Genomic DNA, 16338 nt, shown 5'->3' on the forward strand with positions numbered 1-16338 from the left:
ATCAATATGTCTGCCTTATTACGCCAGCACGCCGAACAATTATTTGCCCAGGAACTGGAAGAATTGCAAAAGCAGGATTCGGGAAAGCGGCCGCAAAACTGGAAGCTAACACCGCAGTCGGTAGTGACTTATCTTACCGGCGGCAAACTGAAGAATGGTTTTGAAGTGTCGCCTAAATACATCGGTAACAAACGGTTGATGGAAATTGCCGTTGCTACGCTTACAACCGACCGCGCTTTGTTATTATATGGATTGCCTGGTACGGCCAAAAGTTGGGTAAGTGAACATTTGTCGGCGGCGGTTAGCGGCGATTCAACCATGATTGTACAGGGAACTGCCGGTACCAGCGAAGAATCCATTCGGTATGGCTGGAACTATGCCCGCTTACTCGCCGAAGGTCCATCCCTGAATGCATTGGTTGAAACACCGGTTATGCGTTCCATGAAAGAAGGTAAGATCGTTCGCATTGAGGAGCTTACCCGTATTGGCGCCGATGTGCAGGATACGCTCATTACCATTCTGAGTGAAAAAACGCTGCCTATTCCTGAGTTGAATACGGAAGTACAGGCTGTAAAAGGGTTCAACGTAATTGCTACTGCCAATAACCGCGATAAAGGGGTGAATGAATTGTCAAGCGCACTCAAGCGCCGGTTCAATACTGTTATATTACCCGTGCCCGATTCAATGGATGAAGAAATTGACATCGTAAAACGCAGGGTGGAAAGTTTTGAGAAAGTGATGGAATTGCCTGCCGAGCCACCGGCCTTGCAGGAGATCCGTCGTATTGTGACCATTTTCCGCGAATTGCGCAGCGGCGTTACCATCGATGGAAAAACAAAGATCAAAATACCGAGTGGGACCCTCAGTACTGCTGAGGCGATCTCGGTGGTAAATAATGGATTGGCAATGGCAGCCTATTTTGGTGATGGCCAGTTAAAAGCTGCGGACCTGGCAGCCGGTATTATTGGTTCTGTGGTAAAAGATCCGGTGCAGGATAAGCTCGTATGGCAGGAATACCTGGAAACAGTCGTTAAGCCGAGAGATGAGTGGAAAGATATCTATCGTGCCTGCAGAGACCTGATGTAAGCGAGGCTGAATTTTGTAAGGGGGCTAAAATTTATTGTTGCCCTATTCACCATTGACCATTCACCATTGACCAACCAATGATTCACATATTAGGCATACGGCACCATGGTCCCGGTTCGGCACGGAACGTTGCGGCGTTCCTGGAATCAGTGAAGCCGGATATTGTACTGGTAGAGGGACCGCCCGAAGCAGACCCGTTATTGCAATGGGTAAATCATTCCGAATTAAAACCACCGGTAGCCATACTGGTGTATCAGCCCGATAATCCGCAGCAATCGTCCTTCTATCCGTTTGCAGAATTCTCGCCCGAATGGCAGGCGATCGCTTACGCGCGCAGGAACAATATTCCTGTGCGGTTTATGGACCTTCCCATGGGCCATCAGATCGGCGTGTGGAAGGAAATGAAGGAACAACAGGAACCGCCACCTGCTGCTGCTGATCCATCGGTTAATAATAATGCATTCCGAAACAATGAAGTGGTGGAAGCAGTAGCGTTCAGAAAAGATCCGATCTCGTACCTGGCAGAAGCGGCCGGTTACGAAGATGGGGAGAAGTGGTGGGAACATATGTTTGAGCACCGCCAGGATAATGAACAGGTATTTGAAGCAGTAACAGAGGCCATGCAGGTATTGCGCGATACTTATCCAGGAAAAGAAGACCGGATAGAACAGTTGCGCGAAGCCTGGATGCGTAAGACCATCAGACAGGCCGAAAAAGAAATGTTTCAAAACATTGCTGTGATCTGCGGCGCCTGGCATGCGCCCGCCCTGGTTTCAATGCCCAAACAAAAAGAAGACAATGACCTGCTGAAAGGATTGCCCAAAGTAAAAGTTGAATGCACCTGGATACCGTGGACGTTCAGCCGCCTGAGTTATTTTAGCGGCTATGGCGCCGGTATTGGATCACCCGGCTGGTACGATCATATTTGGCATTTCCCTAAAGATGATGGCACGCGCTGGATGGCAAAAGTTGCGCAACTGTTCAGAACAAAACAAATGGATACTTCCGTGGCGCATGTAATAGAGGCAGTTCGCCTGGCAGAATCGCTGGCCAGTATGCGCAACCTGTACAAGGCCGGACTGGAAGAACTGAATGAAGCCGCCCGTACTGTGTTGTGCAACGGCGAAAACATTTTGATGCAGTTGATCCACGATGAACTCATCGTCAGCAACCGCATTGGAGAAGTGCCGGTGGAAATTCCCAAACCACCATTGCAGCTGGATATTGAAAAAATACAAAAGAAATTACGCTTACCAGCAACTGCCGACTGGAAGGATTACACCCTTGACCTGCGCAAGGAAAATGATCTGGAGCGAAGTATTTTCCTTCACCGGTTGCAATTACTCGAAATAGAATGGGGCGAACGGCAGGATGTGTCGGGTAAAGGTACCTTTAAAGAATTGTGGCGCCTGCAATGGAACCCCGAGTTGTCGATCAATATCATTGAAAAAGGGAACTGGGGTAACACGGTGGGCGAAGCTGCTGAGAAATTTGTGATTGACAAAGCCAGTAAAGCAGATTCATTAAGTACGGTCACCAGTTTGCTCGAAAATACCATTCCGGCCGAATTACACCAGGCGGTGGAAGTGTGCATACAATGCATTAACAATTTGGCCGCCGCCAGTGGCGATGTGATACAGTTAATGGAAGTAGTGCCCGGACTGGTGCAGGCAACCCGGTATGGCAGCGTGCGCAAGACCGATGCCGACCTGGTGCTGGGTATTGTAAACAGCATGCTTACCCGTATTTGCGTAAGCCTGCCTGCCGCCTGTATTGCAGTGAGTGATGATGCCGCCCAAAAACTGCTTGGTCTGTTCTTTAAACTGAACGATGCAGTCAACGTTTTACAACAATCCGATATTACCCGGCAGTGGCAGCAAACCTTACAGGCAATTACTGCGGCGGGTAATACCACGCCAGTGATCGCCGGTTATGCAACCCGGTTGCTGGCCGATTATAAATTGCTGGAGGGCGATGCGTTGGTGCGTGTATTTCATTTTGCCATGTCTTCGGCAACAGAACCCGATAAGGCAGCTGCCTGGCTGGAAGGATTTTTGAAAGGCAGCGGAACTATTTTGTTAATTGATAACGACCTGTGGGGCCTTGTTAACAATTGGGTGGGCACGCTTGATGAAGAAACCTTTACCCGGGTATTGCCCTTGCTACGCAGGACCTTTGCCGGCTTTTCATCACCCGAAAGAAAAAAGCTGGGCGAGAAAGTTAAAGGCGGCGGTGGCGGTGGCATATCAGTTAAACGGGTTGCCGAAAGCGGCATACAGGAAGAAAGAGCGAAGCAGGGTATACCAGTCATTCTGCAATTGTTAGGTATTAAAAGTTAAGCAATGAACAACAACGAACAACATATACGCAAGTGGCGTCTGATATTGGGTGGACAGGAAAACGACGGCACCGGTATGTCGTTAAGTGACCGTGATAAACAAATGGATAATACCCTCGAAGCATTGTACGACAGTGACCGCCAGGGTGGGTTAGGGGCTTCTTCTCCCAATGTGGCGCGCTGGCTGGGCGACATCCGTACGTTTTTTCCCTCTTCTGTTGTGCAGGTGATGCAACAGGATGCATTGAGCCGCCTGAGCCTGACCCAGATGTTGCTTGAAAAGGAAATGCTGGAAAATGTAGAACCCGATGTGCATCTGGTGGCAACCTTAATGACGCTGAGCAAGGTGATACCCGACAAAACGAAAGCAACGGCCCGCATGGTGGTGCGCAAAGTGGTTGATGAATTGTTGCGCAAGCTGTCGCAGCCAACACAACAGGCAATTAACGGCAGTTTGAACAGAAGCGCCAGGAACCGCCGGCCACGGCATAATGAGATCAACTGGCATGCTACCATTCTCAAAAACCTGAAACATTATCAGCCCGAATATAAAACGGTTATTCCCGAAACAAGGATCGGTTATGGCCGCAAACGTACTTCCTTAAAAGATGTGGTGCTTTGCCTCGATCAAAGCGGATCGATGGGTGCATCAGTAGTTTACTCCGGTATTTTTGGATCGGTGATGGCATCTATCCCCGCTATTAAAACAAAGATGGTGGTGTTTGATACGGCTGTATCTGACCTTACAGAAGAACTGACCGACCCGGTTGAATTATTATTCGGGGTGCAATTGGGTGGCGGAACAGATATCAACCTGGCGCTCACTTATTGTAAACAGATCATCACCAGGCCAAATGATACGGTACTGGTATTGATCACCGACTTATACGAAGGCGGCGATCAGGAGAAGATGCGCAAACGTGCTGTTGAACTGGTAGCTGCAGGCGTACAGGTAATAGTGCTGCTTGCATTGAACGATGACGGCGCACCGTCTTACGACCATCGGAATGCACAATTTCTCTCGGCCCTCGGCATACCGGTATTTGCCTGTACGCCCGATAAATTCCCTGATATGATGGCCGCCGCCCTCAGCAAACAGGATATTGCATTGTGGGCAGCCAAAGAAGACCTGGTGTTGAAAAAGTAGTACTGCTAATGTATACAGCTCGAACGCCCGGTTTACACGGTAACAGAAGAAGATCAAGCAAGAAGAATAATACATATTGATGTGTCAACAGACTCCGGTTCTGTAAAAAGTACCCTCGAAAAATATGGCTGGCGAAGAGGCGGAGCGGGTGATGGGGGTGATATCAGCTCTTTTCATTATTTAGACAATGCCAATAAAATAGAAGCGGTGCTTGAGGTGGAAGGGGTATTTGCTTATGGCTTTGATAATGAAGCGAAGCTGGAACAATTGTATTTTGTTGATACCACCGTTAAAAAGGCATATAAAGCCGGGGTTTCAAATACTGAAATGGATGACCGGCTTATTCAATTAGGAAAGCTGCCGCCGATATTTTATGCTGAGGTAATAGCGGCTGTTAAGGCTATAAAAGTTCGTACGAAGGGCGAAAGTCAATAAAGTAAAACAAGTGTGGCGTCCACTGCGGGAGGCCACACCTGTCAGGATCAATTACTTTTCCGTAAAACTTTTGAAATATCCACACTCTTTGATAGCCTCTTTATAAAATTGCGTGTTGGAATATTGTTTTAAAGATTTAAAACCGTTCCAGGGTAAAAAAGCCTGCCCCTGCAGGTCGCCATATTCATTGCTGCTATTGTTATAAAAAGTTTGATTGTACCATTGATTGCGTTCACATTTTGCCAGCATGAAATGGCATTTAGCTTTTTGCTCATCTGTTTTGGCGGCAGCAAGCGCCAGGGTATAATACTTTGTAGCCATTTTCATATCCGTTAGCATACCCCTGAATAAACTGTCAATTGAAAATGGGGAATAATGAAATTCACCCAATATCCTGCCCTCATAAAATGCGCGGGCATTGCCGTAATGTGTGATGTTATAAAATGCGTTGGCAACCAGCATGGCATTACTGTATGCTTCCGTACCTGTCTTTATTTTATCTTCCATGTCTTTCATTTTTTTAAGCAATGAAAGTTTGGTGTATTTTATTTTTTGAGCAGCTTCATGGTCGCAGTCGTGGCAATCCTGCAGGCGGCCATTAAATGGATTGCCAGGCAATACATGTTCAGCGGCTGGGATGCCTTCCAGCTTTTTTATGGCTTCTTCCAGTTTATCTTCCATGGCCAGGTTAACAGCCTGGTATTCGAGCAGATCGTAGGTTGTTAAAGCATATAATTTGGCGTAATACAATTCATAGGGCGTTTTATCAGCTTTATTTAAAAAGCTTTTCATCGCCTCTACGTTGTTATTACTGGCATAAAATTCATTGTAATCGCGGAAACATACCGCTTTTATCAACTCCTTTTGCGCTTTGTATCTTTTCGACAAAGTTTCTCTTATCCAGCTAAGTGCAGTGTTGCGTCTGAAATCAGGCGGAAATGTTCCGTTCGTTATCCATTCAAGATCTGTCAATACCTGTTTTTCGAATTTGCTATCTGCTTTTGGTGTGCCGGCGATGGTGTTTATCAGTTTTAGCAACCTCAGTTGCGCTTGTGCCAGTTGCTCTTTGGGTAATTTTTTTTCAGCCAGTTTATAGGAGGCGGCAGCCTTTTGGGTATTCCCGGTCAGCATGTCGAGGTAACCGGCTGCCATATACCACATCCAGGGCTCGCTGGTGTTGCCAGCCTGTGCAATACGGGTACTCAGGGTGTACAGGTCGCTTTTCAGGGTGTCTTTCTTTATTGAAAATTTACTGTCGCCCATATAGGGCTCCCAGCCACTGAAGCGGACCTCTTCTTTATTGATAGCTCTGGTTAACAACAGGTTCAGTTTCTCACTGCGTGGGTTCAGGGCGTAGATCTCTTTCATGGCCCTGGTTTCATCAGAGTAAAAAACACCCAGCATTTGCCAAAGGGTTATTTTTTCTTCGTTATTAGCGCAAAGGGCCAGTGTAGCCTTCCAGTCATTTTCTTCCTGTGGGTGAAAACTGTAATGGGCCACCGTCTTTAATGCATTACACCCATCATATACCTTGCTGTAGTAATAGTTGGCTTTGCTGTAATTTTTTAATTTATAATAAGCGCCGGCGGTGTAGGCAATCGTACGATAATACAGTTCGTTTTTGGGGAACGACTGCTGATTGCGCTCGAAAAAGTCAATGGCTGTTTGCGGCGGTTCATTGTAGAAATAAGAGCGAACCAGCTGAAACCAGTAACGTTGTTTTAAAAAAGGATCTTTTGTTTGGTTATATTCTTTCCCTAATACTTCATTTACCTGTTTTGTATTTACGGTCAGGGTCTTGCTTTTCTTTGAATCGTAATCCCAGGCGTATTCGAAATTGTTGGTAGCAAAATCTTCACAGGCTTTGGCGAGTGACAAATAATTAATAAATGCCGTTGTTTGTTTACTGGCATTTTTGAATAAGCGGAATGCTTGCAGGGCAGCAGGCAATGTTTTTACTTTTCCGGCCAGGAACCGGTTAGCACTGTCGATAGATGAAGCAGAAGCGGTTTTCAACAGGAATTCCACCTCGGTGGCAGGTGCCTCTTTACCCAGGTATAACGACCAGTCGTCAACATTCGACCCATTAAAACGGGAGTCATGCTGCATGTCGTACCCAATTCCATAATAAAAATTATAGCCCGAATAAAAGAAAGGCCGGTAGCTGCTGTCAACAAATGCTTCAGGAGCAAAGTTGGAGGTGCCATATTCATCATCCCAGTCGCCACCGGCGCAAGCCAGTATAATGCCGGTACCTACGGTGAAGGAACTAATTAAAGTGGTTAAGTACTTTTTTGAAAATATCTTTTTCATATTGAACGAGGTTAGTGCTGTCGAGGTCATAAAATATCAACTTGCCAATGCGATGATTGGTGTTTTGGTTGATCTGGGTTGTTATATCGAGCAGGTCGTCAGCCGATACCTGCTCCAGTTTAATTTCATCTTTTTCTTTAAAATAATACCCCCCGTTAAAACAGGCATGCTTTGTTATAAAGCGGGTTTTATTAAGGCGGGTGAAATTAGAGTCATTTTCAAACTGCGTGATATTGGTTTTGTTCAGCAATTCCACCACTTTGCCGTTCCGGATGGTTTGTCCCCAGGAAAATATGGGCAGGGCAACATCCATAGGCAGGGGATACGTTTTAATGTAGGTGTTATACCGGCTGGCGACCGATCTTTCGTAAATGGAGTTGGTATTATCACCGCTAATGGCGCCCATGTTATAATACATCAATACGCCGTAATCGACCGGTGGAACCCCTGTTTTGTCTTTATATTTTATTTGGTGTAAGCGAATGGTGGAAGAGATCGTTTGAGACGTAATAGCCCGGTATTGCTGAATGAATTGAAAGAATTTATCGCGGGTACGTTCGGTCCAGTCGCAATCGAATTGAATTTCTGTTGTGGCAATATGCTGCGATTGGTTTATTTGAGCAACCAGGGCGAACACATGTTGGGCTAAAGTGGGAATGTCGGCCGGCTGCAATCGTTCGAATGTTCTGTTCCTGATAAAAACAACGGGAATAATGCGGTACCCCTGCATCGCAGTATCCAAATGAACAGGAGATACCGGTGAAGGCTGGTTGTCTTCCGGTTTAAGATCAACATCAAAGTATCGTACGTACAGCGATTTAACCCCATTATTTTTCAGTACGCTTCTTTCATAATCGTTCAGTGTGAACTGCGTTTTCCAGTAATAGAAAGAAAGTGGTTTTGGCTGATGCCGGCATGCAGCCACCAACGTTGTTAACAGCAATAATGACCAACGAACTATTTTCATCGCCTGCAGAAAATTAAGGATTGCTGCATCGAAGATAAGGAAGAGCTATTAAGCTTTTACGCCAATTAAAAACATGGTGGTGACTGGGTAATCCAGAAATGCTAGCCGGCCATCTTTCATAAGATACAATTCAGCTTTTCCTTTCCAGCGGTTATTAACGATCCAGTCGTTGGTAAATGCTTTGGAAGAAGGATGAATGGTAAAACCAGCCTGCTGTAAATGAGCTTTCCATTCTGAAAAATCCCAGTAGCAGAAAGTTTCATGCATTTCACTTTGCCAGTTGTCGGTATAATCTTTCCGGCTTAAGAATTCCATCGCATCCCGTAAAGAGGCAATTATATAGTTTACCTGGTTAATGGTTATTGTTGAATAATTCAGTACATAGCCTTCCTGTTTCCTGAAATCACGGGCGAAACGCAGAAAGCGCGCATAGGTCGATAAGCCGGCGAGGTAATGAGAAAAGGCTTCTTTATCCTCAATCATTTTGTAGGGATCTTCATTATCACCATCTGCATCATTGAGCCATAGATAAATGGTTTGTTCTTTATTATCGGGGCCTACTACATCGCGGTTCACCCAAACGCCACCAGGCGCCAGCTCTTCGTAGCGGTTTTGAATAAATTGTAACAGATCGGCACGGCTACCATACGATTCAATTTCATGCGTAAGGGAAGAAGTATGGATCGTGTTCATGGAGTTTGGTTCAAACACAAGGCCGGTCACTGCATTTTTTTGCGAGAAGAATACAAACGGGTTCACAAATTCTCCGTTTTCTTTTCGTTGCTGGCATAATACATACAGATAGCGGGAAACTTCGATGCCATAAAAATCTGATTCGCGCAGGCGTTCGTCCTTACAGGCCAGTTTGATCCAGGAGCCAACTGCACAGCCGATATCGCCAATACGGCCGGGTTGAATAAAGGGGGCGGTATCATGGTATTTCATTTCGGCAATTTCATCCATTTGCCGAACGTAAACATTATAGTCGCGGGTTTCGGTAAGGTCGCCGTCGCTGCTGATCATAGCATCCCTGAACAGCATTTGCACTTTTTCGCCCCGTTTATATTTCTGCCAAACGTTAAAAGAAGCCGGGTGCATATGTTGGTGAACAAAGGCATCTGTTTGCCATTGGTCGCTTTTGGCAATTTGCTCTACAATATCCCAGGGCATGGCAGTATGATGTTGCCAGGTAGAAATAGTCTGCAGTTCGGCCGGAAGAATGGTAAAACCAAGCTGGTGATACATATTCAATACCGGTGTAGAACAGATCACTAAAGTATTTGATGGGGTACAATGGAACTGCCCTTCACTGTCGTGCCTGATCCGTTTGAGGGTATATTCGGCGAAATCAGGTACCTGTGCAACGTCGTCGATGCCATACATATAGGTTGGAACCGGAAGCGCATTGCCGAAGGCTTCAATGGCGATAGCACGCAGGTAGAAAGGCAATGGATTACGCCGGGTATTGGAATGGTTGGCCGAGGTAACGGCAAACAATACCGCTTCAATTTTTTGGTTATTTTCAATGGGGTTACCAAATACATCCTTTTCGTTTTTCGCCCCTTCCTGAATAAGGCGTTGAATATACTGGAACTGGAATTGGGTGAGCAACTGATGGCGGCCGGGAATCAACAGGTACATGGAACAGATTTGCGTTAAAGATACAGTTTGGCCAGTATAGGTTGGTACTACAGCCGAAAGTTTTATATTGCACTCCATGTCAGGATCCGGTTCAGAAATCAAGGTAGCAGTCGACGCCATCGTTTTCGGGTATTCCAAGAGTGAAGGCGTATCGATATTACTTATTCAACGGAAATATCCGCCATTCAAGAATGCGTGGGCCATTCCGGGTGGTTTTGTGTTGCCCGAGGAGTCGCTGGAAGAAGCGGTACGCCGGGAATTGAGCGAGGAAACGGGTATAGAAGTAAATTACCTGGAACAATTATATACGTTTGGCGACCCCGATCGTGATCCACGGAAGCGGGTAATTTCAGTTGCTTATTTTGCATTGGTGAAAAGCAGTCAGTTTCAGCAGTTGAAGGCCAGCACCGATGCAGAAAATGCCCAATGGTTCAATTTTAAATCCCTTCCTTCACTGGCCTTTGATCATAAGAAAATATTGAACATGGCCATTGAACGGGTGCGTACGAAGATCAGGTACCAGCCTATAGGTTTTGAACTGCTCGATCGTAAATTTCCGTTTGCTGACCTCGAAAATTTGTATATCACCCTGCTCGACCGCGATATAGACCGCCGTAACTTCTACAAAAAGGTGCTCGCCCTGGGCATCCTCGATGAAACCGACGAATACGCCAAAAGTGAAGGAAAGGGCCGCCCCGGCAAAATGTACCAGTTCAATAAAAAACGCTACCAGGAACTGGTGAAAGAGGGGATTAATTTTGAGATATAAAAATCACCTTTCTGATTGGTGACGTTCCCCGCACCTTTTATTTTTGAGTGATGTAATTTCCACTAGGGTACCTGAACAGAATTCATTCTTGTAAATGCTAAAAATGAAAGATTAGTTATTGGAAATAATTCTAATAGGGATAATACCTTTTATTTCCCCTGGCAAATACAATTAAATGGTTCAGTATCAATAAATACAGCTATTGAAATAAATGAATTTACAGAGGATGTATTTCCTGATTTTTTAAACAGTCCCCAAAGAGTAGAATTGCTTCAGGAGCTTGTCATATTCTTATACCGGCATCACTAACAGGGATGACTTTTATTTTGCGTAATATTCACGCAAAATTTGGAGATTTCAAAACTCCGTTATAAATTTGCGTATAAATAACGCAAAATGAAAGCAACTGGTGTTATTATAGCTAGATTCCAGACCCCCTATTTGCACGATGGACATAAATATTTATTGGACGAACTCAGGTCAAAACACAATAAAGTAGTGGTAGTACTGGGCGTATCGCCGGTTAAAGGCAGTCGCCGCAATCCGTTCGACTTTTATACCCGCGAAAGATTATTAAAACAATATGCGCCGGAGCTTATGGTGCTTCCCCTGAGCGATCATCCCTCAGATGAGGCATGGAGCAAACAGTTAGATGCCCTGTTACAAAATACCTTTCCGCAGGAATCGTTTATTTTATATGGCAGCCGCGATTGCTTTATTAATTATTACAGCGGTCATTTGCAGGTAGTAGCCTTACCCGAATTCGGGGATCATTCTGCTACGGCTATCCGCAATGACAACGGTGATAAAGTGCTTGATACTGTTGATTTCAGAATGGGTATTAATTATGCTTATCAGAATACATACTCAAAAGTTTATCCAACCGTTGATATAGCCGTGCTGAAAGATAGTGATACGCAAGTATTGCTTGGGAAAAAACATAATTCACCATGCTGGCGTTTCCCGGGTGGATTTGTTGACCCTACCGATGAAACATATGAAGCCGCAGCCCGCCGGGAATTACAGGAAGAATGTGGCGATCTGGAAGTGAATGCCATGCAATATATAGGTTCTGCCAAAATAGATGACTGGCGTTATCGTTCTGAAGAAGATAAGATAGTTACCTTGTTATTTAAAACCCAATGGGTGTTTGGACATGCACAGGCAAATGACGATCTGAAAGAGCTGGCCTGGTTCCCGGTAAAGGAATTGCATGCCATGATGCAACAGGGGACCATCGTCAGGGAACACCACGTTCTGGTAAATCTGTTATTGAAAAATATAAACGTGTAATTTCTATAGCCTTATAACAACCCTTACTTCACAATTTAACTTTACATCATATGAAAACGCAGGAAAACATAGTATTACTGGCCGATGCTTATAAATATTCTCACCATAAATTATACTATCCCGGTACAACAAAGATCTATTCTTATCTCGAAAGCCGGGGTGGACAATTTGATGAAACTATTTTCTTTGGGTTGCAATATTTTCTGAAATATTATCTCGAAGGCAATGTGATCACCAAAGAAAAGATCGATGAAGCCGAAAGCTTTTTAACACAGGTGTTTGGCCGCACAGATGTATTTGACCGCAGCAAGTTTGATTACATCGTTAAAAAATACAATGGCAGGTTACCGGTACGTATCAAGGCAGTGCCTGAAGGAACTGTGGTGCCTGTGAACAATGTATTGATGACCATTGAAAATACCGATCCCGAATGTTTCTGGTTATCTAACTTTCTCGAAACATTATTAATGCAAGTGTGGTATCCCTGTACCGTAGCAACCCTGTCACGTGAGGTGAGAAAGATAGTAGAAGAGTATTTCGAAGAAACAGCAGCCGAGGCATCAAAGCCTGCTATTGATTTTGTGCTGAATGATTTTGGGTTCCGTGGTGTAAGCTCAGTAGAAAGCGCTGGTTTGGGCGGTGCAGCCCACCTGATCAATTTTATGGGTAGCGATACCCTCATGGGTAGTGTGATGGCGAAAAGATATTATGATGCGCAAAAAGTATATGGGGTATCAGTACCAGCAACCGAGCACTCGGTTTGTACATTACTGGGTGAAAAAGGCGAACTGGAAGTTTTCAAACACATATTGAAGACCTTTCCAACCGGTATCGTAGCCTGCGTATCAGATTCATTCGACATCTTCAGAGCATGTAGTGAATACTGGGGAACCGAATTAAAAGACCTGGTGTTGAAAAGAGATGGTGTGCTGGTAATTCGTCCGGATAGTGGGGACCCCGTATTTACCCTGTTGCGGGTGTTTGATATTCTGTTGAACAAATTCGGTTATACCATCAATGAAAAAGGATACAAGGTATTACCACCACAGGTACGGGTATTACAGGGCGATGGTGTTAATGTACAGGCTATCCGCAGTATTTATGGCGCCCTGAAAGTAAATGGCATCAGTGCCGAGAACCTGGTGTTGGGTATGGGCGGGGCATTACTGCAAAAGGTCGACAGGGATACGCAGAAGTTTGCCTTTAAATGTTCTTATGCCGAAGTAAATGGTAAACCTGTAGATGTTCAGAAACATCCTGTAGAAGTGGATTCACACGGAAAACTGGTGCAGTCATTTAAAACATCAAAAGCCGGGCAGTTAAAATTGATCCGTACAGATGCCGGATATCAAACTGTAAGAAAGGAAACGGAAAACGGATACGAAGATCAAATGATCACAGTATTTGAAAATGGAGAAATAATCAACACTGTAAGCTTCGAAGAGGTGAAAGAACGGGCAGTGGTTGTGAAAGAAGTGCCGGTGGCATAACAAAAATTAAAATGAGACAGAGTAGAAGAATCGAGATAGCAAAAGACACGCTCGAAATACTTGAAAAAGGAAATTATACAAATAGTAAAGGGGATCAGGTAGATATAACAACGATCCAGAAAAATGCGGTTGACAATACCCGCTTGTTTAAACCGGATGAGTTGGAGGAAATGCGGGCCAATAGTAAAATAGCAAACAACTTTCAAACCCAATATGAAGTAACCAATGAAACTACGCTGGATGCAGCGCGCCGGTTGGAAGAAGAAGGGGTACAGGATGTATTGTGTTTGAATTTCGCTTCGGCGAAAAATCCAGGTGGTGGCTTTCTGGGCGGCGCATTGGCACAGGAAGAATGCCTTGCAAGGGCAACAGGGTTGTATCCCTGTTTGTTACAGGCAATGGAATATTACGAATATCACCGGGCGCTAGGTACCTGTTTGTATTCAGATCATATGATCTATTCCCCCAATGTGCCCATACTCAAAGATGAAGGCGGCAAGGTGTTGGATAAGCTCGTCTGTACAACTATTGTTACTTCCCCCGCAGTAAATGCAGGTGTTGTCAGAAGGCAGGAAGCCGGTAAGGAAGATAAGATCATGCCTGTAATGAAAGTAAGGATAGAAAAACTATTAGCGCTTTGTTTGCACTACCAACATACAACGCTGGTGCTAGGGGCCTGGGGGTGCGGTGTGTTTCAGAACGACCCCGAAGAAATAGCTGAGTTGTTTCGCGAAGCATTGGCAGGACCGTTTGCGAACCAGTTCAAACGGATTGTATTTGCGGTGAAAACAAACAAGGAAAGTATCATCGAGCCTTTTAGGAAAAGGTTCTAACTCAAATTTTATGGAACTCATTAACTATGTTAAAGGTGATGCTACTCAGCCTTTAGGTGATAGCAACAAGATCATTGTGCATGTGTGTAATGATATCGGTGGTTGGGGAAAAGGTTTTGTGGTGGCGATATCTAAACGTTGGCCGGAGCCGGAAAGGGAATTTAGAAAGTGGTATCATTCTAAAGAAAATTTCTCTTTAGGTGAAGTAATCTTTGTGCGGGTAGAGGAAAGCATATGGGTGGCGAATATGATCGGGCAACGGGACAAAAAAACCGACAAGGAAGGTAACCCACCGGTGCGATACGATGCTATTGCAAAGGCGCTTTCAAAAGTAGCAGCCTATGCTAAGGAAATAAAAGCTTCTATACATATGCCCCGGATAGGATGCGGTTTGGCGGGCGGAACCTGGGATAAAATGGAACCGATCATTGTCAGGGAGCTGGCAATGAAAGAAATTCCTGTAACTGTGTATGATCTTTAAATAAAGCAAAAATGAAATAGCCATGAAAACAACCCCCATTCACGGCGCATTATTTGGCGTAGCCATTGGTGATGCCCTGGGTGTGCCGGCCGAATTTACAAGCCGAGAAAGATTGAAGCTTGAACCCATAAAAGATTTTATAGGTTATAAAAGCCATAATCAACCTCCAGGTACTTTTTCAGATGATAGTTCACTAACGTTTTGTCTGGCAGAATCATTATGCAAGGGATATGATTTGAATGACCTGGGCTTCCGCTTTATTCAATGGCGTAATGAAGGATACTGGACTGCTGGTGGCGAGGTGTTTGATATTGGAATGACCACGCACCGCGCCATTGGCCGTTTAAAAAAGGGATCAAGACCCTCGTTAGCGGGTGACTTTGATGAAGATTGTAATGGCAATGGTTCATTAATGCGCATCATCCCATTGCTGTTTTATATCCGTGATCTTGACCTGGAAAAACGGTATGAGATCATTAAAGACGTGTCGTCAGTAACACATGGTCATATACGTTCGGTGATTGCCTGTTTTTACTACCTTGAGTTTGCGCTTGAGTTATTAAGGGGGTGCGATAAGCAAACGGCTTATAAGAATACTGCAACAACGGTGTTTGGTTTCATCGTGAACAAGCAAATTATGCAGTCTGAAATTGACCTTTTTGCACCGCTGTTGAAAGAAGATATAACAAAACAGGATATTAATAACATTCCTTCATTCGGGTATGTAATGAACACCCTGAAAGCTTCCATGTATTGTTTTCTCTCCACAGAAAATTATCCCGATGCCGTTCTGATGGCTGTTAACCTTGGTAACGATGCTGATACAACGGGAGCAGTAACCGGCGGCCTCGCCGGCCTGTACTACGGTTTTGACTCCATTCCCGAAAAATGGATCAATGAGATCAAAAGAAGTAATGATATAAAAGACCTTTGCGATCGCCTGTCGAAAGCAATGGGCCTTTAGTAAACTATAGTTATGGAAAAACAATTAAAACATATAAGTAAATTATTGAGCCTGGTATTGCGGCATGAGCCCGAACATATCGGGCTCACCCTCGATCCCGAGGGTTGGGCCAGTCTACCTGAGCTCATTGAAAAGATCAACCAACAAGGTATCCCGCTCGATTTTGCCACCCTGCAGATCATTGTGGATACCAATGATAAAAAGCGCTTTGCTTTTAATGATGATAAAACGCGCATTCGCGCAAACCAGGGACATAGTATTGAGGTTGACCTGAATTTACCGGCTCAAATGCCACCAGCTGTATTGTTTCATGGAACCGCTGAAAAAAATATAGCGGCCATCCGCCAGCATGGAATACAAAGAGTAGGTCGGCATCATGTGCATTTAAGCGCTGTAAAAGAAACCGCCTTACAGGTTGGCCAGCGCCATGGTAAACCGGTTCTCCTCATCATTCAGGCATTGGTGATGCATGAAAAAGGACATACATTCTATTTATCAAACAATGGCGTGTGGCTTACCGACCAGGTACCGCCCGCATTTATTGATTTTCCCGCCTGAAGAAATACCCGGGTAAACCTTTT

Annotated in this window: 14 protein-coding genes; 11 read left to right on the forward strand and 3 right to left on the reverse strand. The window is 44.8% G+C overall.

Annotation, left to right across the window (positions count from 1 at the left end):
* The first annotated feature begins 6 nt into the window (after positions 1-6).
* From A3860_RS06800 to A3860_RS06815, 4 genes are all read left to right on the forward strand, one after another.
* Positions 7-1086, forward strand: a complete 1080-nt coding sequence (locus tag A3860_RS06800; RefSeq protein WP_081145796.1) for an ATP-binding protein — start codon at positions 7-9, stop codon at positions 1084-1086.
* Positions 1087-1163: 77 nt separating this feature from the next.
* Positions 1164-3425 (forward strand): DUF5682 family protein, encoded by a 2262-nt coding sequence (locus A3860_RS06805; RefSeq protein ID WP_081145797.1) that lies wholly within the window; start codon positions 1164-1166, stop codon positions 3423-3425.
* A gap of 3 nt (positions 3426-3428) precedes the next feature.
* Positions 3429-4571 (forward strand): vWA domain-containing protein, encoded by a 1143-nt coding sequence (locus A3860_RS06810; protein WP_081145798.1) that lies wholly within the window; start codon positions 3429-3431, stop codon positions 4569-4571.
* 81 nt (positions 4572-4652) lie between these two features.
* Positions 4653-5006, forward strand: coding sequence for a hypothetical protein (locus A3860_RS06815; protein WP_081145799.1), 354 nt, complete (start codon positions 4653-4655; stop codon positions 5004-5006).
* A 51-nt stretch (positions 5007-5057) separates the two neighbouring features.
* Here the strand turns inward: A3860_RS06815 and A3860_RS06820 are convergent, their stop codons facing one another.
* From A3860_RS06820 to A3860_RS06830, 3 genes are read right to left on the reverse strand one after another with little or no spacing between them, the layout of a single operon-like run.
* Positions 5058-7319 carry a hypothetical protein gene (locus A3860_RS06820; RefSeq protein ID WP_081145800.1) on the reverse strand — a complete coding sequence of 754 codons (2262 nt, stop codon included), beginning with the start codon at positions 7317-7319 and terminating at the stop codon, positions 5058-5060.
* A complete protein-coding gene (locus A3860_RS06825) occupies positions 7276-8286 on the reverse strand; it encodes a hypothetical protein (RefSeq protein ID WP_081145801.1) in 1011 nt (336 codons plus the stop codon). Before A3860_RS06825 ends, A3860_RS06820 begins: the two co-directional genes overlap by 44 nt.
* 48 nt (positions 8287-8334) lie before the next feature.
* Complete coding sequence (locus A3860_RS06830) at positions 8335-9927, reverse strand: class I SAM-dependent methyltransferase (protein ID WP_081145930.1); 1593 nt, start codon at positions 9925-9927, stop codon at positions 8335-8337.
* 76 nt (positions 9928-10003) lie between these two features.
* Here A3860_RS06830 and A3860_RS06835 point away from each other — a divergent pair, with 76 nt between their 5' ends.
* The 7 genes from A3860_RS06835 to A3860_RS06865 all read left to right on the forward strand — a co-directional run bounded on the left by A3860_RS06835 (position 10004) and on the right by A3860_RS06865 (position 16315).
* The gene (locus tag A3860_RS06835; protein ID WP_081145802.1) at positions 10004-10696 is read left to right on the forward strand and encodes an NUDIX hydrolase; all 693 of its coding nucleotides are present in this window, start codon (positions 10004-10006) and stop codon (positions 10694-10696) included.
* A 396-nt stretch (positions 10697-11092) separates the two neighbouring features.
* The gene (locus A3860_RS06840; RefSeq protein ID WP_081145803.1) at positions 11093-11989 is read left to right on the forward strand and encodes an NUDIX domain-containing protein; all 897 of its coding nucleotides are present in this window, start codon (positions 11093-11095) and stop codon (positions 11987-11989) included.
* Positions 11990-12039: 50 nt separating this feature from the next.
* Positions 12040-13479: a nicotinate phosphoribosyltransferase gene (locus tag A3860_RS06845; RefSeq protein WP_081145804.1), complete on the forward strand. Its 1440-nt coding sequence runs from the start codon at positions 12040-12042 to the stop codon at positions 13477-13479.
* Between the two features lie 11 nt (positions 13480-13490).
* On the forward strand, positions 13491-14312 hold the full coding sequence (locus tag A3860_RS06850) for a TIGR02452 family protein (RefSeq protein WP_081145805.1): 822 nt from the start codon (positions 13491-13493) through the stop codon (positions 14310-14312).
* A gap of 10 nt (positions 14313-14322) precedes the next feature.
* Positions 14323-14793: a macro domain-containing protein gene (locus A3860_RS06855; RefSeq protein ID WP_081145806.1), complete on the forward strand. Its 471-nt coding sequence runs from the start codon at positions 14323-14325 to the stop codon at positions 14791-14793.
* Between the two features lie 22 nt (positions 14794-14815).
* Entirely contained in the window at positions 14816-15757 is a 942-nt protein-coding gene (locus A3860_RS06860; RefSeq protein ID WP_081145807.1) for an ADP-ribosylglycohydrolase family protein, read from the forward strand.
* Positions 15758-15769: 12 nt separating this feature from the next.
* The gene (locus tag A3860_RS06865) at positions 15770-16315 is read left to right on the forward strand and encodes an RNA 2'-phosphotransferase (RefSeq protein WP_081145808.1); all 546 of its coding nucleotides are present in this window, start codon (positions 15770-15772) and stop codon (positions 16313-16315) included.
* Positions 16316-16338: the final 23 nt, after the last annotated feature.

The sequence above is a fragment of the Niastella vici genome, from assembly GCF_002077945.1.
Classification (GTDB): domain Bacteria; phylum Bacteroidota; class Bacteroidia; order Chitinophagales; family Chitinophagaceae; genus Niastella; species Niastella vici.

Excerpts from the sequence above, each read along its gene's own strand:
- A3860_RS06800 (WP_081145796.1), top strand. The coding sequence starts at position 7 with ATGTCTGCCTTATTACGCCAGCACGCCGAACAATTATTTGCCCAGGAA.
- A3860_RS06805 (WP_081145797.1), top strand. The coding sequence starts at position 1,164 with ATGATTCACATATTAGGCATACGGCACCATGGTCCCGGTTCGGCACGG.
- A3860_RS06810 (WP_081145798.1), top strand. The coding sequence starts at position 3,429 with ATGAACAACAACGAACAACATATACGCAAGTGGCGTCTGATATTGGGT.
- A3860_RS06820 (WP_081145800.1), bottom strand. The coding sequence starts at position 7,319 with ATGAAAAAGATATTTTCAAAAAAGTACTTAACCACTTTAATTAGTTCC.
- A3860_RS06825 (WP_081145801.1), bottom strand. The coding sequence starts at position 8,286 with ATGAAAATAGTTCGTTGGTCATTATTGCTGTTAACAACGTTGGTGGCT.
- A3860_RS06830 (WP_081145930.1), bottom strand. The coding sequence starts at position 9,927 with ATGTACCTGTTGATTCCCGGCCGCCATCAGTTGCTCACCCAATTCCAG.
- A3860_RS06835 (WP_081145802.1), top strand. The coding sequence starts at position 10,004 with ATGTCAGGATCCGGTTCAGAAATCAAGGTAGCAGTCGACGCCATCGTT.
- A3860_RS06840 (WP_081145803.1), top strand. The coding sequence starts at position 11,093 with ATGAAAGCAACTGGTGTTATTATAGCTAGATTCCAGACCCCCTATTTG.
- A3860_RS06845 (WP_081145804.1), top strand. The coding sequence starts at position 12,040 with ATGAAAACGCAGGAAAACATAGTATTACTGGCCGATGCTTATAAATAT.
- A3860_RS06850 (WP_081145805.1), top strand. The coding sequence starts at position 13,491 with ATGAGACAGAGTAGAAGAATCGAGATAGCAAAAGACACGCTCGAAATA.
- A3860_RS06855 (WP_081145806.1), top strand. The coding sequence starts at position 14,323 with ATGGAACTCATTAACTATGTTAAAGGTGATGCTACTCAGCCTTTAGGT.
- A3860_RS06860 (WP_081145807.1), top strand. The coding sequence starts at position 14,816 with ATGAAAACAACCCCCATTCACGGCGCATTATTTGGCGTAGCCATTGGT.
- A3860_RS06865 (WP_081145808.1), top strand. The coding sequence starts at position 15,770 with ATGGAAAAACAATTAAAACATATAAGTAAATTATTGAGCCTGGTATTG.